Raw genomic sequence first — 17526 nt, forward strand, 5'->3', positions numbered from 1 at the left:
CGGAGCACGTTTCGACAAGGCAGCAATAGAATGCAGGATTAACTAGATTTTAGGTTTAATCGCGGTTTGAGCGATTAGACCTAAAATTTGGTTAACCGGAAAAAATTGGTGGCTGGAACGCGTTTCGGCGAAGCAACAGGGGGCGCAAGTCCAAGTTATTAAAAAATATGGGGACTAATCGAATTTTGTCGATTAGTCCCTATATTTTTTGTTAGCTATAAAAATCTAGGGTTACCAACCCCACCTTGCGCACTTTTCTCCCCTGGGATACACTATCCGTAAATTGATAACGTTTTCATAGTGGTTAGGAGAGTTTTTTATGGTGAAGGATCAAGTAGCAGCAATGCTGCAATCGGTAACTGAAAGAGAAGATTGGCAAGAACACGGCGCCACCGCGGAGGACTTTAGCCAACGGTTAGGAGTGCGGCGGAACACAATTAGTGCGTACTTAAATGATCTTTATAAAGAGAAGGTTGCAATCAAACTTAATTCACGTCCGGTTAAATTTTGGGATAGGGCAACTTTAGAACAACGATACGGCATCGTTTTAGAAAATACAGAGTTTGAAAGTCAAGCGGCATTGGAAGACATTGTATCTCAGCCTAAACGGACGGCCTTTGACGAAGTAATTGGCGGACACGGTTCACTATACACCCCAATTGAAAGGTTGAAAGCGGCCGCTGGCTACCCAGGCACCGGGTTACCCGTGTTAATTACCGGGCCTACGGGAGCAGGGAAAACTTATTTAGCGCAAGTTTATTACCAATATTGCGTGGATAAGGGGTATTTAGCACCAGAATCCCGCTTTGTACACTTAAATTGCGCGGAATATGCTGACAATCCGGAACTTTTAGCAAGTAATTTATTTGGTTATAAGAAGGGGGCCTTTACGGGCGCAAACCAAGATAGTACGGGACTATTTGATGAAGCTGATGGTGGAATGCTATTTCTTGATGAAATTCACCGGCTTGATGCTAAGGGACAGGAAAAATTGTTTAATTACTTGGACAACAGGATGATCACGCCGTTGGGAGCAACTAAAGAGGGGCATCATGTACAAGTTCGGCTAGTTTTTGCGACTACCGAGGATATTCAAAGCCATTTCTTAGACACCTTTATTCGCCGAATCCCCATTCAAATTGAAATCCCAGAACTAAACGACCGACCGCGTCAGGAACGCGAAAACTTGGTTAAGTTATTTTACCTTCGCCAATCCCAGAAAATTCAACGCAAAGTGTTAGTGAACACTTCGGTGCTGAATATTTTAAGTTCCAGCAGTTACCTTGGCAACGTAGGTCAATTAAAGAACACCATCTTAATTTCGGTGGCCAATAGTTTACAACGGGCGGCGCAAAGTTCGAATATTGAAATCTTATTAGCAGACGTTCCCAAAACGGTAATTGACCATAATATTCAAGACGCGAGTTTGCTATCGTTTAGCGACCAGTTCATCAGCGTGCTGCCAACCATGAAAATTGATGATTTAATCTCCGAATCCCAGGCGTATACCGATGAAATTAAACGGGTTATGTTAAAAATTATTCAGCAATTCCAGCAAACAGCCAAACGGAACGCCTTCATTGACAATGCCATCGACGAAATTAACCAACTGTGTGACTACTTAATTTTTAAGAAGGATACGGAAAAAAGCGACATGTCGGTGAGCTTTTTGAAAAAGATGTTTGCCGATCGGATTGCTAACGTCGAAAACAATAGTGACACCCAGTTTATGGGCAACGTCGCGTTAGTTTTAGCGTACTACTTTTACAACCGTAACCGTGCTAACTGGCATTTGGTACAACGCGACGAACAGTGCATTCAGCAAATTAACGCCACTTTTCATGGTGAGGATGCGGAAATCGACCAAATTGTTGGGGATCTGCGTTTAATTACCGCAAAGACCATGAACTTGCACCTTGACGACGTGGATGAGCTATTTATCCATTTGTACCTACGGAGCGTGAAGAAGGAAACCAATAGCCAAAACATTCGTTGCATTATCCTCTCCCACGGCTATTCGACCGCTAGCAGCATTGCCAGCGTGATCAATAATTTATTTAACGAACACGTAATGGACGCGATCGACATGCCGTTAGATATTGACGTGGCGGAGATTGGTGAAAAGGTCAGCAGTTACGTGAAAAATCGCCAAATTAACCGGGGACTAATTTTAATGGTTGATATGGGCTCCTTGGAGGGCATTCAAAAATTCATTAGCAGTGAGATTGATTTCCCGATTGCCATTGTTAACAACGTCTCAACTCAGTCGGCGTTGCTAGTGGCCGATGATATCCGGCACCATAAGGATATTGAGCAAATCATGCGAAACGTTCGGCAGGCGATGGTGCCTAAAACGCAAATTATCTATCCAAAAGAAATTAAGCGCAATCTAATCGTAACCTGCTGCTTTACCGGGATTGGCACGGCTAATAGTGTCAAAAAATTGCTGCTGGATAGCATGCCGGCAGAAGTGGACTGTCAAATTCAGGCTTACGAGGTTGACCGGTTAAAGGCTGAAGAACAAATTGCCATTTTCAATAAGTTGTACAACGTGGTGGCGGTAGTGGGGACGATTGACCCCGGGCTTCCCGACGCCCCATACATTTCCTTGGAAAGCATTATTTCCGGAAGCGAGATGGAAAAGCTGGATAAGGCTTTGCAAGTATGCATGACTACGGAGCAGCTCCAACAGTTTAAAGAACAACTGATTCATAGTTTTTCATTAGAGCGGGTAATTAATTCCATTACCATTCTGGATGCGCATTTGGTGATGGATAATATTGACCGCGCCATTAATAAATTTAACCAGTTAAGCGGGCACCAGTTAGGCAACATCACAAAAATGTCGTTATACGTGCATGTGAGCTGCCTAATTGAGCGATTAATCCGAAACGAACCGATTACCAGCTATGATTTAGAACAACTTTCCGACACTGAAGACCAACGGCTTTTTAAATGGATAAAAGAGTCTTTTAGTGTGATTGAAAAAATTTATAGTGTCGAAATCCCAGCCTCTGAATACGGCTATATTTTCGACATTATCCAAGCAGATGCCTAAAAATCAGCGATTTGATTGAATAAAGGAAGGGCGTGCCAGAAGTTGGCACGCCTTTTGCTTTTATAAGGGTGTAAGGAAATGGTAGGTGATAAGGTTTGAAAATTATATTAGCAAGTCATGGCGCCCTCGCAAAAGGGATGAAAGATACGTTAGATATGATTGTGGGAAATCAGGTAAGTATTCAGGCATATTCTGCTTATGATGAGGAAAATGTCGATTTTGCTTCGGATATTAGCCAACAGATCACGCGAGAAGTAAATGAGCAATTCATTATCGTGACTGATGTGATGGGCGGTTCGGTTAATAATGCAATGACTGAATTAGTGCTACGTTATAAAAATGTTTTTTTGATAACGGGGATGAATTTGCCTCTAGTACTATCATTAGCAACCTATTCAGGAGACATAGATTTGAAGGCGCTTGATGAACTAGTTCAAGAAGGAAAGCGAGGATTGATTAACGTAAATAAAATGGTTGAATCTGCAAAGGAGGAATAAAAATGATTAAAGTAATCAGAATTGATCATCGTTTATTACATGGACAGGTGATTTTTGCTTGGACTAAGTCGCAGGGAATTGAACGAATTGTGGTGATTGATAACGTTGCGGCTGGTGATGATTTCAAGAAAATGTCATTGAAATTATCCAAGCCAGCAGACATTAAATTGAGTGTGTTTAGTGTTGATCAAGCTAAGGAACGAATCGCCAAAATAAATAATTTGAAGAGTAATACCATGATTATTTTTGGAGATGTTTTACAAGCTGGACAGATTGTCCCACTTTTGGAAGGGGTTAAGGAGATTAACTATGGAGGTGTTAAAAATCGGCCAGACACGAAGCGATTCAGTAATGCAGTTTTTCTAACGGAAGAAGAAGTTAAGTGTAGTCAGGAATTAAAGAATCTAGGTTTTGATTTGTATATGCAACAAGTACCAACCTCTAAGAGAGAAAGTTTAAATGAACTAATTTAGGAGGTTAGATATATGCTTTTAAATGCCATTTTACTTGGAATCATTGCCGTATTTGGGACGATGGATTCCAGAATGCTGGGGCGGACTAACTTTGAGCAACCACTAGTAATGGCGGCCCTAGTAGGAGTTGCTTTGGGCGATTTAACAAAGGGGTTAATTGTTGGGGCATCTCTAGAATTAATATTCATGGGGATAGTAAATATTGGGGCGGCAGCTCCGCCGGATCTAGTTTTGGGCTCGGTAATGGCAACTGCTTTTGCAATCTTATCGGATACAAATGCTCAAACTGCTTTAACTATTGCCCTTCCGGTTGCAATCCTAGGACAAATGGTGGGAATTCTTTTACGGATGTTTATGTCTACTTTTGTTCACAAAGCGGAAAACGACATAGAAAAAGGCGAGTTTGCCAAAGCTAGAAGGTTTCACATTCTATGGGGTCCCATTTTATATTCATTGATGTATTTCGTACCCGTATTTGTTGCCATTTATTTTGGAGCTGATGTAGTTAAGGAAATTGTTCAATCGATTCCTGCTTGGCTTACTAATGGATTGAATTTAGCAAGTAAGATCTTGCCCGCGTATGGGTTTGCACTACTAATGCAAACGATGCTGTCGAAAAAGACGGTTGCATACTTGTTATTAGGATTTTTTATCACCGCTTACGCAGGTTTGTCAGTTACTGGTGTAGCAATCTTTGCGGCTTTACTTGTAATTATTTTAAACGAAATATTGCCTAAAAATAGCGTCGATCAGGGACTAACTAGTGATGAAGACGATGATTTAGAGGAACTTTAGGAGGTGAGATGATGGCTGAAAATACACAAATAGATTCAAAAAAGTTAAGAAAAAAGTATTGGTCCTTCTTCTGGCGTTCTTATGCAATTCAGGCCTCTTGGAACTATGAAGGACAAATGAATTTAGGCTTTCTGTACGGAATCGCACCAACTATTGATAGTTTATATAGCTCTAAAAGTGAAGAAGATTTGCAACGTAAGAAAGAGGCTTACAAGCGGCACTTAGCTTTTTACAATTGCACTCCTCAAACTAGTGCATTTGTCCTAGGACTGGCTTCTTCGATGGAAGAAGAGTATGCTCGTGAACCCACTTCATTCAACCCGGATTCGATCAACGCGGTTAAAGCATCGTTGATGGGACCACTATCTGGAGTTGGTGATTCATTTTTCCAAGGAACTATTAAAGTTTTAGCGTTTGGTTTAGGAGTTAACTTTGCTAGACAAGGCAGTATCCTGGGACCAATTTTAGCAATCTTAATTTCATTTGTTCCGGCAGCGTTAGTTACATACTACGGTGGAAAGTTAGGCTACACAGCTGGAAATAGCTTTTTGAAGAAACTTACTAGTCAAGGAATTATGGACCGGGCAATGTATTTGGTAACAATCGTTGGACTAATGGTAATCGGATCAATGATTGCAAGTATGATTGGAATTACCACGCCAATTCACATGGGTAAGACGTTTAATCTCCAAAAGACGTTGGACACCATCTTCCCTCAGATGATTCCGTTGTTGGTTACTTTCTTTATGTATTGGTTATTGCATAAAAAAGTTAAAACGGGATGGATCCTTACAATTTGTATTTTAAGTGGTTTATTATTCAGCGTTTTAGGGATTTTAGCTTAAATATAGTAATCAGTTAATAAAATATTTTAATTATATTAGGAGGAATTTTTATTATGAACATGTCACCTAAATCAATTATTGCGGATATCAAGAAGAAAAATAGCAAAATTAACCGAGTGATCTTTACCGGTTGTGGGGCTTCGATGGCGGACTTATATCCAGGATACTACTTTATTTCGCACGAAAGTAAGCGCTTTTTATCGGCTTTTATGCAAGCAAATGAATTCAATTATGACACTCCACAGGATGTTGGTGAAAACACAATTGTTATTACAGCCTCACTTGGAGGAACTACTCCAGAATCGATTGAAGCTACCAAACATGCCCGTGAATTAGGTGCTCACGTTATTACACTATCGCACATGCCAAATTCACCAATCATTAATGCAGCTGAATATGGTTTAGTACATGGTTTTGAAGAAGACTACGCGCATAAGACAGAAAAAATGACTCTAGCACTTAAGTTAGCAGTAGAAATTGTAAACCAGTTTGAAGGTTATGAATTTTATGAAGACGCACAAAAAGCATTTGATGGATTATTCGATTTAATTAACCAAGAAGCTGCGATGGTCGATCCTGCTGCAGAAGAATTTGCTGCACGCTATAAAGATGAGAAGAATATCTACGTGATTGGTAGTGGTGCAAGTGCGGATGTAGCCTACTCTACTGCTTCATTCTTATTTATGGAAATGCAATGGATTAGTGCTCCAACCATTCATTCAGGCGAACTTTTCCATGGTCCATTTGAAATGGCTTTGAAAGACACACCATATTTACTATTTATGAATGACGGTAAGACGCGTCACTTAGACGCACGGGCAATGGCATTTCTACAACGCTTTGACACTAAATTAACGATTATCGACGCTAAAGACCATGGACTAGCATCAATTGCTTCTAAGAATGTAATTGATTACTTTAATCCAATGTTACTTACAGGAGTTATGCGGGTTTACGCAGAAAAACTTGCGGCCGCACGGCAACATCCGTTGACTAAACGGCGCTACATGTGGAAATTAGAAAACTACTAAAAATTTTAAAAGTGGGACTGCGTTTGCTGGCGGTCCCTTTTTTTAAAGAGGTGATTGCGTGAAAAAAGCTTTTATTTTTGATATGGATGGCGTTTTAATTAGGTCTGAAGAATTTTATTTTGAAAGGCGGATGCGTTTCTTTAAAGAAAATAATTTGACCCCTGGTTCTTCAGATATAGATGATTATATTGGAGTGTCAAATGAAAAGGTTTGGGAAAATTTAGTACCAGAACCAAGTGAGCGCGAACGAATCAGAAGAAAGTATCAGCCCTTTTTGGAAAAGAATAAGATTAATTATCAAGAATACTTGGACAAACAAGTCCCCAAAGTACTTGCAACGTTGCAAAAACAAGGAAAAATGCTGGCATTAGCATCAGCTGGAGAAGAAAAGGAAATAAATCGGATGCTACGTGAATGTGATTTGGCGCAATATTTTAACGTAGTAATTAGTGGTGAAAAGGTAAAGAAAAATAAACCAGCACCAGACGTCTATCTAGAAACAATCAAAGCTTTGCATGTTTCTAAAGATGATTGTGTGGTGGTAGAAGATAGTCCCACAGGAATCTTAGCAGCTAAGCGAGCAGGATTGGAAGTGTGGGCGGTCCCAGCGCCAGTAGATCAAAAGTTGGCTGACGTGGTTTTAGAAGATTTTGGGAGTATTATTGAAAAATAAAATTGCGTTGATAATTGGATAAAAAGTCTTCAATAAATTAAAATTTGATTTTACTTCTCCATTTTTCCAGTATAATAGAACGGTCCAAGCAATCAAAAGAGAAGTAGGAGATAATGATGACATACCCACAATTAGATTTAGCAAACGTAAAGGGAACTAAGATAACGATTCAAACTAACCATGGTGACATTAAGGTGCAGCTTTTTGACGAGTTGGTGCCCAAGACGGTTAAAAATTTCGTTGAATTGGCTAAGCAAGGTTACTATGATGGGGTGATTTTTCACCGCGTGATTCCGGATTTCATGATTCAAGGTGGCGACCCGACTGGTACTGGAATGGGTGGCGAGAGCATTTATGGCAAAACCTTTGAAGACGAATTTTCCAACCAGCTTTACAATTTAAATGGCGCGCTATCGATGGCTAACGCGGGTCCTAACACGAACGGTAGCCAATTTTTCATCGTTACTAATACCAACGTGCCCAAGAAAATGATCCGGCAACTAAAGGCGGCTGAGTTTCCAGAGGAAATTGTAGAAGCTTACCGAAAGGGTGGTACACCATGGTTGGATGGCCATCATACGGTATTTGGTCAGGTGATTGAAGGAATGGACGTGGCCGAAGCAATTAGTAAAGTGGACCGCAATTACGAAGACCGTCCTACAGAAGATGTCGTGATGGAAAAAGTATTGGTGGAAGAATAAACGCTCAAATAATTTTTTGAACAGTTTTAAGGATTTAACGAAAGTGGAAAGTTGAACGTGGCTTTCGCAATTGGTGGGGAAGTTTAGCTAATAAGGCATCCGGTTTCTGTAACCAAGTGAAATTCGAGAGCCTAGGACATCCAAACTTTCCGATAAATTCTCAATTTGTATTTAAGTAAAAATTCGTTGTTAATAATCGCAACCCGATTATTGATGACGAATTTTTTTGTGGTTGGCGTGTTTAAATAGGGGTCGTATAAAAAAATTTGTGGGATAAACCTTAATCTATAAAGCAAAATGTCCCGTTTTCGCTAAGGTAAAACGTTTTAACTTAACATATTTTCAATAATTAAGTTTACAAATGATAAAAATGGCGCTATTATGTAAGCGTTAACAAAAAGCAAATAATAAGGAGATTTTATTATGAATTTAGCAAAATACATTGATCACACAATTTTGGCACCCGAAGCCACCCAATCACAGGTGGACCAAATCATTAAGGAAGCTAAGGAATACGATTTTGCTTCCGTAGTAGTTAATCCATACTGGGTTTCGTACGTGGCAGATAAGTTGAAGGGCACTGACGTCAACACGGTTACCGTAATTGGTTTTCCTCTTGGAGCAAATACTACGGCAACCAAGGTGTTTGAAGCAAAAGATGCGTTGCAAAATGGCGCTACGGAATTAGACATGGTAATTAATATCGGTGAACTTAAAGCTGGCCATGACGACGCGGTTCTCAATGATATTAAAGCCGTAGTCGAAGCTGGGCATGCTGAAAACCGGCACGTTAAGGTCATTATTGAAACCGCTTTATTGACTGACGAAGAAAAGGTTCGGGCTTGTGAACTTTCCGAAAAAGCGGGGGCCGATTTCGTAAAAACTTCGACAGGTTTTTCGACGGCTGGTGCGAAGGTCGCGGACGTGAAATTAATGAAGCAAACGGTTGGCGATCGGTTAGGCGTTAAGGCATCCGGCGGAATTCACACTAAGGCAGAAGCCGAAGCCATGATCGAAGCCGGGGCAACTCGTTTAGGAGCAAGTTCCGGCGTCAAGATTATGAATAGCTAAAAATAAAGTGAGGCAGTTTAGTTTTAGGAGGGGTTTAAATGAAGTTCAAACGAGTTTTTACAATTGTCACGGATTCGGTCGGCATCGGTGAAGCTAGTGATGCCGCTGATTTTGACGATGTTGGCGCAGATACTTTAGGACATATCGGTGAATTTTGGAAGGGCAACTTCCAAGTTCCTAATTTACAAAAATTAGGGTTAAGCAATATTCGGCCTGATCACCCAATTGAAGGAGTTCCGGTGGCGGACCATCCGCAAGGGTTCTTCGGTAAAATGCACGAAGTCTCCGTTGGAAAAGATAGTATGGACGGTCATTGGGAAATGATGGGGGTTCCGGTTAAAGAACCTCTAGGCTTTTTCCCTAACGGCTTTCCGCAGGAATTAATTGATAAAATCGCTAAGTTTAGCGGTCGCTCGGTAATTGTAAACAAACCGTACTCGGGGACCGAAGTTATTCATGATTATGGAGAAGAACAGCTGAAGACGGGAGCGCTAATCGTTTATACCTCTGGTGATTCAGTTTTGCAAATTGCGGCTAACACTGCGGTAATTCCGCTAGAAGAGTTGTACAAGATTTGTGAATACGCGCGCTCAATTACCATTGATAAACCTTACCGGATTGGCCGCATCATTGCTCGCCCGTACGTTGGGACGAATAAGGACAATTTCAAACGAACTTCGGATCGCCACGATTATACTTTAGCGCCAACTAGTGAAACGGACATGGATCGACTCAAAGCAGCCGGGTTCTCCGTTTTAGCGGTTGGTAAAATTAACGACATTTTTTCAGGCCAAGGGATTACGGATGGGGTTCACACGGAAAGTAATCACGACGGAATGGTGCGGACGATTGAAAACGCCCAAAAGGACTTTACCGGATTTAGTTTTACCAACCTAGTTGATTTTGACGCCATGTATGGTCACCGGCGGAATCCTGAAGGATACGGAAAGGCCTTGATGGAATTTGACCAACAACTGGGTGAACTATTGCCACTCCTAAAGGATGACGACCTGCTGGTTATTACGGCGGATCACGGAAATGATCCCGGATTTAAGGGAACGGATCACACCCGAGAATACGTCCCACTATTGGTCTACACTCCTAGCGTTGCCGAAGGTAAATCACTGGGTGTGCGGGATACTTACGCTGATTTAGGGGCAACCATTTTGGACAACTTTAACGTTGCCGGTAACGAAGTTGGAACTAGTTTCTTAAGCGAATTGCAATAAGGAGGAAATACCATGAGTACACACATTGCGGCACAAAAAGGCGAAATTGCAGACACCGTTTTACTACCAGGGGACCCACTTCGGGCAAAATATATTGCCGAAACTTTCTTAGAGAATGCGGAATGTTATAATACCATTCGAAACGCTTTTGGATATACCGGTACGTATAAAGGTAAACGGGTATCCGTTCAAGCAACTGGCATGGGCATTCCATCAATCTCCATTTATACAAATGAATTAATTAACGAATACGGGGTTAAAACCTTGATTCGTGTGGGAACCTGTGGTGGAATGAGCCCCGATATTCACGTCCGGGACGTCCTCATTGCCCAAGGAGCAAGTACGGATTCTTCCATTATTAGAAATACGTTTGGTCGAGATATTTATTACGCTCCGTTAGCAGACTTTGCAATGGTTGAAAAGGCGTACCAAGTTGCGCAAGCTAACCAAATTCCAGTGCAAGTAGGCAACGTTTTGTCTGAAGACCGTTTTTACAACGACGAAATTGACCGTCAAAAACTGGTTCAATATGGCGTCAAGGGTGCAGAAATGGAAGCAGCCGCGTTGTACTTATTAGCAGCGAAGTATGGCGTACGTGCGCTTGCAGTATTGACCATCAGTAACCATATCATCACTGGCGAAGAAACTACCGCGGAAGAACGGGAAAAATCGTTTGATGACATGATCAAAGTTGCGTTAGAAACGGCAATTAGCTAAGGAGCGGAATTTAATGTATTTAATCGTTAACATTATTGGATTAGTGGTTTTCCTGAGTTTAGGAGTGCTTTTTTCCAAAAACCGGCAGCAAATCAAGTGGAAATCGGTCGGTATCATGGTAGTATTTAACCTTGTCTTAGCGTGGTTTCTAACCAGTTTCCCGATTGGCCGCAGCATTGTTGCGGGAGCTTCGGCGGGGTTTAACCAATTAGTCCAAGTTGCTTATCAAGGAATCGCCTTTGCGCTTGCCGATTGGGTGGACGTGAAGTCAATGAACTTCGTGACCAGTTCGTTATTACCGATTTTGATGATCATCCCGTTGTTCGATATTTTAACGTACGTGGGAATTTTACCGTGGATCATCAAGTGGATTGGCCGCGGATTGTCTAAATTAACCGGACAGCCGAAATTCGAGTCGTTCTTTGCGGTGGAGATGATGTTTCTGGGAAATACGGAAGCACTCGCGGTTTCCTCCCTGCAACTGCAACAAATGAAGGCGGAACGCAACCTGACCTTGGCAATGATGTCAATGAGTTGTGTAACGGCTTCGATTATCGGTGCCTATACGAGTTTAATGCCCGGGCAGTTCATCCTCACGGCGATTCCGATCAACGTAATTAACGCAATTATCATCACGAACATGTTGAATCCGGTCACGGTAACGCCTGAAGAGGATACGATTGCCACAATGGCGGGTTCCGGAAGTTCAGCGAGCGCACAAGACGTGGACTCGGGTTCGGAAACGCTGGCCGAAGCGACAGTAGCTGAAGATGAAGTTCCAACGCGGGAACCATTTTTCTCGTTTCTGGGCGATTCAATCTTGAACGCGGGTAAACTGGTGTTAATCATCACCGCCAACGTAATCGCGTTCGTTGCCTTAGCAGCGTTAGTGGATAAACTACTAGGAATCATTAATCCTTGGCTTACCCTAGAGCACATTTTAGGAATCGTGATGTTCCCGTTTGCGTGGTTAACCGGGCTAAACGTCCACGATGCCTTCGAATTTGCGCAATACATGGGAACTAAGTTAGTTACCAACGAGTTTGTCGTAATGGGCAAGGTGACGGGCACGATTAACCAATTTGCGCCCCATTATAAAGCAGTGTTAACGGTGTTTTTGACCTCGTTTGCTAATTTTTCAACCGTGGGGATGATTATCGGATGTTTCAAGGGCTTAGTTAACCGGCAGAAAAACGACGTGGTTGCTAAAAACGTGGGTTACCTGCTCCTATCGGGGATTTTGGTATCCTTAGTTTCGGCAGCAACGGTCGGACTCTTTGTCTGGTAAAAAATATTGTTGGTAAAGGAAAATCAAATTTTGATGGGAATAAGTAAAACAAGATTAAAAACCGAAATTTTAGCAGGAATTACTAGTTTTTTTGCAATCTCCTACATCATCATTGTTAATCCAATGATTTTAAGCGATGCGGGAATTCCGGCAGGACTAAGTGTATTTGCCACCGTTTTCTCTTCAGCAATTGGCTGTCTAATTATGGCGTTGTGGGCGAAAGCACCGGTAATTCTTACTCCGGGGATGGGAGTAAATGCATTTTTCACCTACACGGTGGTAGTTGGAATGCATCTATCCTGGCAACAAGCCGTCGCCATTTCGATTTTTAGTAGTTTGATTTACATGGTAATTGCGTTTACCAGGGCAAGTGAGTTTCTGGCTAACGCGATTCCCGCCGTGCTGAAAAAAGGGATTACGGTAGGAATTGGGTTGTTTTTGGTGACCTTAGGGTTGGAAAAAGCCGAATTGATTCAATCTGGTGGAAAACGAGCACTATTGGCAGCCGGTTCTTTAAGCAATCCGGCGACGTTATTAGCTCTGTTCGGTCTCTTACTCTCCCTAATCCTCTTTTTGCGCCGGGTTCCCGGTGGCTTTGTAATTGGGATTATCGTAACTAGTCTAGTGGGCGTCCTTTTCCACATTGGTGGTACGCAGGCAACTTCCATTAGTTTAAGTCAACTGCCGAAATATTCAGAAATCCTTTTTAAGGGCGATTTCAGCCAAATGTTTTCCATCAAATTTTTACTGGCCGTATTTTCGATGACGATGATCTTAGTCTTTGAATCGATGGGGATTCTGGAAGGAATTTTACAGGACCCATCGCAATTTCGGAAGGCATTTCAAGCGAGCTCGGTGACGACCTTTATTTCAGGTTTCTTGGGCACGAGTCCAACGGTTGCGGCTGCCGAAAGTGCTTCGGGAATTGAAAGTGGCGGACGGACCGGGATCGTATCCCTTGTTTCGGGGGTTCTATTCTTGCTTTCGCTGTTTTTCATTCCGTTGTTAAGCTACGTGCCCCAAGCAGCAATCGCGCCAGTAATCATCATTACGGGAGCGGTAATGATGGAACAGTTGGCCACCATTAACTTTGCGGATTTTACCGACTGGTTCCCGGCGTTTTTGATTATCGTGCTGATCCCCTTGACTGGCTCAATTTCGACAGGGTTAGCGTTCGGCTTTGTGGCCTACCCAATTTTGAAATTAGCGATGGGCAAGCAAAGTGAAGTTCACCCGATTATGTACGTGTTGGGATTGTTATTCTTAGCCCAACTAGGTTTTAACTCAATTTTGGTTTAGGAGTAGGTTGCCATGAGCAGGATGACTGATAAAACAAAAATTAAAAAGAGCTTGGAAGTTGCCCGGATGCATTACGAAGCCGGGATGGGCCAAGTGGAAATTGCCAAACAGCTGGGACTTTCCCGGCCGACAGTTTCCCGACTGCTTCAGTTCGCTCAAGACAACGGCATTGTGCAAATTAAAATTGTCGATCCCTTTTCCAGTACCCAAGAGTTAGAAAAAATGTTGTGCGAAAAGTATCAGCTAAACGAGGCTCACGTGGTATACGCCGAATATGATAATTATCAAAACGTGACCCAACAGCTCGGAATGTATACGGCCAAGTACTTAGCTAAAGTGGTTAAGGATGGCGACTTAATCGGGGTTAGTTGGGGAAAGACTTTAAACGAAGTGGCGAAGGCGTTGACGCCTCAGCCCGTCGAAGACGTTCAAGTGGTGGAACTGAAGGGTAGCGTTACCTATTCACCTACGCCAGTTTTTGACGAGGAAGTCTTGATGAAATTTGGCAATGCTTTTCACACCACCCCACACGAATTTCCTTTACCAGTCGTTTTTGAAAACCAAACCACCCATGACGTGGTGATGCAGGACCGCTACATTAAGCGATTAATTGATTTAGGCAAAAAGGCGAATATCGCAATTTTTACCGCTGGGACCATCCGGGACGACGCGTTGCTATTTCAAACGGGCTATTTTGACCAAGGCGACATCGCGCGTATCCAAAAAACGGCGGTAGGCGACATCTGCTCCCGGTTTTATGACCAGGATGGCCAAATCGCGGTTCCCGAAGTGAATAATCGTACCGTTGGAATTGACCTAGCCGAATTGCGCAACAAGGAACGCGCGGTGCTAGTGGCCGGCGGAAAATGGAAGTATGAAGCAATCAAGGGCGCGTTAGCTGGACAATACGCGAACTGTTTAATTACCGACGTAGCAACCGCCCAACGATTGGTTGACGAATAATTAATTTGAAGGAGGGCTTGTGATGAGAATGGTTGACGTGATCGACCACAAGCGAAATGGAAGCGCTTTAACTAAAGAGGAAATCAGTGCTTTCGTGGAAGGTTATACAAATGGAGAAATTCCAGACTACCAAGCAAGTGCACTATTGATGGCCATTTACTTTAACGGAATGACTGACGAAGAACAGGCTAATTTAACTATGCAAATGTTGAATTCGGGTGACCGGTTGGACCTCTCCGACATTCCGGGGATTAAGGTGGATAAGCATTCCACCGGTGGCGTGGGAGATAAAACTAGCATCCCATTAGCTCCGATGGTTGCCGCGTTAGGAATTCCGGTACCGATGATTTCAGGTCGTGGACTTGGCCATACTGGTGGAACTTTAGATAAATTGGAAGCGATTCCAGGGTTTGAGGTGGAACGCTCGGAAGCAGAGTTTAAAAAACAGGTTCGTGACATTAAAGTCGCCATCGTTGGTGCAACCGGCAACGTTGCTCCAGCAGATAAAAAAATTTATGCGTTGCGCGACGTTACCGACACGGTCGACTCAATCCCGCTAATTGCCGGCTCGATTATGAGTAAGAAGATCGCTTCGGGGACGGATGCCTTAGTTTTAGACGTAAAAACTGGGACTGGCGCCTTCATGAAGGAAGAGGCGGACGCCGTCAAACTAGCGAATGCCTTAGTGAAAATTGGTAAGAGTGTTGGCATGAACTGCATGGCGCTAATTTCAGATATGAATCAACCCCTTGGTAACATGGTGGGCAATGCCCTAGAAATTCAAGAGTCGATTGCAATCCTTAAAGGTGAAGGCCCCGAAGACATCACGGAATTAGTAATGACGTTAGGTAGTCAAATGGTGGTACTTGCCAAAAAGGCGGCCACGTTGGCAGAAGCCCGGGCTAAGCTTGAAGAAGTTGTTGCAAATGGGAGCGCTTTAGAAGTGTTCCGGCAGATGATCATTGCCCAAGGAGGCGATCCGCGGGTTATTGAAGACCCGACGTTAATGCCCCAGGCAAAATATCATTTTGAACTTCCCGCACCCCAAGCAGGTTACGTAACGAAAATGACGGCTGACGAAATCGGGATTGCGGCCATGTTACTTGGTGGTGGTCGACAGGCCAAAACTGACGTGATTGATTACGCAGTGGGCATTGAATTACACAAAAAAGTTGGCGACGCCGTTGCGGAAGGTGAAAGCTTGTTGACCATTCATAGCAATACGACGGACGTAGCCAACATTAAGGAGCTACTATATAACAACATTGAAATCGGTACGGATGCGCAACCGATTCAATTAGTGCATAAAATTATTAAGTAGTTGTGTTTGAATTTATTTAATAACAAATAACTAGCAAAAAGAGAGTGAAACAAAAGTCGGGTAGTTTGCGAGCATTAACTGGAAATTGACCATTATGCCTGAATTGGGCATAATGGTCAATTTTAGGTTACGCGGAACGAACTGACTTTGGCGCTATTGAAGTCAAAACCCCAAAACAACTTTTTAAGGACCTTTTTATCCTGGAAAAGTATTTTTTTTAGCCTCTTTTTACGCACAAAACCGTAATTAACTAGCTTGAAAAGCAGGTTAATTACGGTTTTTTTAATTAAATTTTATATGAGGGTTAATCGGGATTCTTAGCGTCTACTTCACCAGCTTGAACCGGATCTTCCTTTTTAAGGGTGAAGGTAGCAAACAGGGTGATGGCAAAAACGAACAATCCCATGATTAGGTAAGTGTGTTGGTAGCCAATCACGTCGTACATTTTTCCCGCAACCGAAGAGAAAATGAAGACGGAAACTTGTTTGGCAAAGTTAGAAGCAAGCGCGTAAACGGTTGCATAAAGGCGAATGTCAAACGCTCCAGCAATGTACTTCATGATTGAAGTTAGTAACAATGGCATTTCCAAACCGGCTAATAAGCGGAATCCAACCAGCCAGATCCAGTTTGGCGCAAGTGCAGAACCTAAAATCCGAAGGGCAGTAATAAACCCGTAAATAATTAAGCCGTTCCGAGAACCGATCTTATTAATGATCCAAGGCATCGGGAACATCAGGCAAAATTCAATCGCAATTTGAGCTGAAGTCATGTAGCTATAAACTAAAGTTCCTTGAGCAGCGGTATGGAAGAACATTTTGAAAAAGATGATGAATTGTTGATCAAAAACGTCATAAAGTGCTGAAGCACCCATGTAAAAAATTGCGAGGATCCATAAGTTTTTCAATTTAAAGACCGACATAACGGTTTTTAAATTCAATGAGTTGGAAGTGTCGCCAGCAGCTTGGGCATTTTCGAGATCGATTTTATCACTGAAAAGTAGCAATCCGGTTAGGATAATTGCGGCTACAGTACAAGCCCAAAAGATGGAGTTGGGAGACCAAAGAAAGATGGGACCGGCAATTAGAGAAGCAGCAACCCCCGCCACGGAGCCTCCAACGCGGGAATGGGCGTACTCAAAGCCGTTTGCTAAACTTGCCCGTTGAACGTATTGTTCGATGACGGAAACCCCGCCGTTGAGTACGAAGCTGAGAAAAGTCCCGGTTACAAAAGCCACGAGGAAGGCGTTAATGTGTAAAATCGGCATGAAAACCCACTGGAAATAAGGGCCGATAAAAATAGCGACGATCGAGATGGTTAAAATTAAGGTCTTTTTAAATAATAGCTTATCCGAAACTACCCCGAAAATCGGTTGGAAAATTAACGAAATTCCAGCCATCATGGAGAAAACGGCTCCTGATTCGGTACCGTTTAAATGAGCAACTTGTTCCATCCAGAGGGTGAGGTATCCGTTAATGATTGCCCAGATGAAGAAGTAACTAAAATGCGTGAGGGGAAACCCCCAGAAATGTTTAGATTGTGGTTTAGTATTATTCATGTTGTACACC

16 protein-coding genes are annotated in these 17526 nt (G+C 42.6%); 15 read left to right on the forward strand and 1 reads right to left on the reverse strand.

From position 1 onward, the window contains the following. The first annotated feature begins 319 nt into the window (after positions 1–319). From NYR25_00750 to NYR25_00820, 15 genes are all read left to right on the forward strand, one after another. Entirely contained in the window at positions 320–3058 is a 2739-nt protein-coding gene (locus NYR25_00750; GenBank protein UWF33969.1) for a sigma 54-interacting transcriptional regulator, read from the forward strand. A 95-nt stretch (positions 3059–3153) separates the two neighbouring features. Continuing rightward, positions 3154–3555: a PTS sugar transporter subunit IIA gene (locus NYR25_00755; protein UWF33970.1), complete on the forward strand. Its 402-nt coding sequence runs from the start codon at positions 3154–3156 to the stop codon at positions 3553–3555. Positions 3556–3557: 2 nt separating this feature from the next. Then, complete coding sequence (locus NYR25_00760; protein ID UWF33971.1) at positions 3558–4028, forward strand: PTS sugar transporter subunit IIB; 471 nt, start codon at positions 3558–3560, stop codon at positions 4026–4028. Positions 4029–4040: 12 nt separating this feature from the next. Continuing rightward, a complete protein-coding gene (locus NYR25_00765; GenBank protein ID UWF33972.1) occupies positions 4041–4823 on the forward strand; it encodes a PTS sugar transporter subunit IIC in 783 nt (260 codons plus the stop codon). Between the two features lie 11 nt (positions 4824–4834). After that, positions 4835–5668: a PTS system mannose/fructose/sorbose family transporter subunit IID gene (locus tag NYR25_00770; protein ID UWF33973.1), complete on the forward strand. Its 834-nt coding sequence runs from the start codon at positions 4835–4837 to the stop codon at positions 5666–5668. Positions 5669–5721: 53 nt separating this feature from the next. Next, entirely contained in the window at positions 5722–6699 is a 978-nt protein-coding gene (locus tag NYR25_00775; protein UWF33974.1) for an SIS domain-containing protein, read from the forward strand. A 58-nt stretch (positions 6700–6757) separates the two neighbouring features. Next, positions 6758–7372, forward strand: coding sequence for an HAD family phosphatase (locus tag NYR25_00780; protein UWF33975.1), 615 nt, complete (start codon positions 6758–6760; stop codon positions 7370–7372). 113 nt (positions 7373–7485) lie between these two features. Next, a complete protein-coding gene (locus NYR25_00785) occupies positions 7486–8073 on the forward strand; it encodes a peptidylprolyl isomerase (GenBank protein UWF33976.1) in 588 nt (195 codons plus the stop codon). Between the two features lie 423 nt (positions 8074–8496). After that, the gene (deoC, locus tag NYR25_00790; protein UWF33977.1) at positions 8497–9144 is read left to right on the forward strand and encodes a deoxyribose-phosphate aldolase; all 648 of its coding nucleotides are present in this window, start codon (positions 8497–8499) and stop codon (positions 9142–9144) included. A gap of 38 nt (positions 9145–9182) precedes the next feature. Then, entirely contained in the window at positions 9183–10373 is a 1191-nt protein-coding gene (locus NYR25_00795; GenBank protein ID UWF33978.1) for a phosphopentomutase, read from the forward strand. Positions 10374–10385: 12 nt separating this feature from the next. Further along, a complete protein-coding gene (deoD, locus tag NYR25_00800; GenBank protein UWF33979.1) occupies positions 10386–11090 on the forward strand; it encodes a purine-nucleoside phosphorylase in 705 nt (234 codons plus the stop codon). Between the two features lie 13 nt (positions 11091–11103). Next, complete coding sequence (locus tag NYR25_00805; GenBank protein UWF33980.1) at positions 11104–12378, forward strand: NupC/NupG family nucleoside CNT transporter; 1275 nt, start codon at positions 11104–11106, stop codon at positions 12376–12378. Between the two features lie 33 nt (positions 12379–12411). Beyond that, complete coding sequence (locus tag NYR25_00810) at positions 12412–13677, forward strand: NCS2 family permease (GenBank protein ID UWF33981.1); 1266 nt, start codon at positions 12412–12414, stop codon at positions 13675–13677. A gap of 12 nt (positions 13678–13689) precedes the next feature. Continuing rightward, positions 13690–14640, forward strand: coding sequence for a sugar-binding transcriptional regulator (locus NYR25_00815; protein UWF33982.1), 951 nt, complete (start codon positions 13690–13692; stop codon positions 14638–14640). Positions 14641–14662: 22 nt separating this feature from the next. Next, a complete protein-coding gene (locus NYR25_00820; protein UWF33983.1) occupies positions 14663–15961 on the forward strand; it encodes a pyrimidine-nucleoside phosphorylase in 1299 nt (432 codons plus the stop codon). A gap of 304 nt (positions 15962–16265) precedes the next feature. Here NYR25_00820 and NYR25_00825 read toward each other — a convergent pair whose 3' ends face one another. Next, positions 16266–17516, reverse strand: a complete 1251-nt coding sequence (locus NYR25_00825; GenBank protein ID UWF33984.1) for an oligosaccharide MFS transporter — start codon at positions 17514–17516, stop codon at positions 16266–16268. Positions 17517–17526 lie beyond the last annotated feature (10 nt).

Source organism: Pediococcus acidilactici (assembly GCA_024970065.1).
GTDB lineage: Bacteria > Bacillota > Bacilli > Lactobacillales > Lactobacillaceae > Pediococcus > Pediococcus acidilactici_A.